Raw genomic sequence first — 1,416 nt, 5'->3', positions numbered from 1 at the left:
AATCCTTGATTTTGAACGCGAACTCAAGGCCTTCCGAGCGGCCAATCCAATTGCGTTGCATCGTCTTTACTTGCTCGGGCCACTCATCAAGCTGATCGAGGTCTGTTAGAAGTTCTTCGGCGTAATCGGTGATTTTGATAAACCATTGCGGAATCTCTTTACGCTCGACAATTGCACCAGAGCGCCAGCCGCGGCCATCGACCACTTGCTCATTCGCGAGAACCGTTTGATCGACAGGATCCCAATTTACGGTCGCGTTCTTTTTGTACACCAAACCCTTTTCGTAAAGCTTCGTGAAGAACCACTGCTCCCATTTGTAGTATTCAGGGCGGCAAGTTGCAAATTCACGATTCCAGTCATACCCAAAGCCTAGTTGCTTAAGCTGGCTCTTCATGTACTCGATGTTTTCGTATGTCCATTTGGCGGGTGCAACACCGTTTTTTATCGCGGCATTTTCAGCAGGCAAGCCGAATGCATCCCAGCCCATTGGTTGCATCACGTTTTTTCCAAGCATGCGCTGGTAACGAGAGACAACATCCCCAATGGTGTAGTTTCGAACATGCCCCATGTGAAGCTTACCGCTAGGGTAAGGGAACATGGATAAGCAGTAGTATTTTTCTTTGCTAGGGTCTTCTGTTACAGCAAAACTGTCGTTTTGCTCCCAGTATTCGCGTGCGCTCTGTTCGATGTCTTTTGGAGAGTATTGTTCTTGCATATTTCTTCTTAACTTCGCTATACAACGCGGGCTCTTGGAGTAAACCCGCGTAAAAAAATGGGCCGCATAGTTTATCTTAGTTTTTGCGGTGCGTGTAGCTGTTCAACAGCTCATTGAAACCAAATATGGAAGCGGATCGCAATCTTAGACAGATCTTTGGAGCTAAAGGCTCTGTGCTTTATTGCTATTGCTCCTCCAGCGAAGAGATACACCGATGAAAACAGTAAATATACACAAGATCTGAATCGGCATTGATCCAACTCGCGAGAACGGGGTTTCGCCTTCATATATTCGAACTTGCCCTTCTAGAGTGCCTTGGGAAAACTGCGGAATCTGCTCTTCGATTTGTCCCTTAGTATTAATGATTGCGGTTACTCCGTTATTCGTTGCGCGGACCATGTAACGTCCGTTTTCGAGAGCGCGTAAGCGGGCAAGTTGCAGGTGCTGAAGAGGGCCAATTGATTCACCGAACCACGCGTCGTTGCTGATCGTTAGTAGGTAATCGGCTCCGATCGAGCGATTTGCGACGAAGTCTGGGTACACAACCTCATAGCAAATAAAGGGAGATACACTGAAACCGTTAACACTCAGCATACTTTGGTTTTCTTCACCTTTGCGAAAGTTCGACATAGGAAGGTCAAAAAACTCAATTAGGCCGCGCAATACGTCTTGCATAGGAACGTACTCTCCAAACGGCACGA

Annotated in this window: 2 protein-coding genes; both read right to left on the bottom strand. The window is 47.1% G+C overall.

Annotation, left to right across the window (positions count from 1 at the left end; all coding sequences use genetic code 11):
- On the bottom strand, positions 1-715 hold a 715-nt coding region (locus A3750_RS01710), incomplete at its 3' end, for a class I tRNA ligase family protein (RefSeq protein WP_156498308.1).
- A 162-nt stretch (positions 716-877) separates the two neighbouring features.
- Positions 878-1,416, bottom strand: a 539-nt coding sequence (gene lnt / locus A3750_RS01705; RefSeq protein WP_068547975.1) for an apolipoprotein N-acyltransferase, incomplete at its 5' end; no start/stop codon positions are given.

Source organism: Oleiphilus sp. HI0079 (genome assembly GCF_001635105.1).
Note: the sequence above shows the minus strand (reverse complement) of the source record. Positions and strands in the feature narration are given on the sequence as shown.